Annotated in this window: 1 protein-coding gene; it reads right to left on the minus strand. The window is 72.5% G+C overall.

Going from position 1 to position 265, the window contains the following annotated elements:
* Positions 1 to 192: hypothetical protein (locus tag RZA33_RS19535; protein ID WP_317509836.1), on the minus strand; the 192-nt coding region annotated here is incomplete at its 3' end.
* Between the last annotated feature and the right edge of the window lie 73 nt (positions 193 to 265).

The raw sequence follows: 265 nt of genomic DNA on the forward strand, positions 1-265 counted from the left end.
GCCTGTACCCAAGCCTGCTGCACGCCCGCTGCCGGCGGCGGTGGGACCGGTGGGGCCGCCACGGGCGCTGGCGCGCAACCGGCGAGCCAGAGGGCGGAACTGAGGAGCAAAGGAATCTTCATGGAGCAGCTGCTGAAACTCGACTGGCAGGAGGCGCGGGCGCCCCGAGCGAATGGGCTCGATTGTCGCCATCCGGCCGGGGGCCGCTGAGGGGCGCGGCGCGATGACCGGGTGAGCGACCCCGCCAATTCATGGTCTCGCGGGC

This window comes from Halovibrio sp. HP20-59, from assembly GCF_033052795.2.
Classification (GTDB): domain Bacteria; phylum Pseudomonadota; class Gammaproteobacteria; order Pseudomonadales; family Halomonadaceae; genus Vreelandella.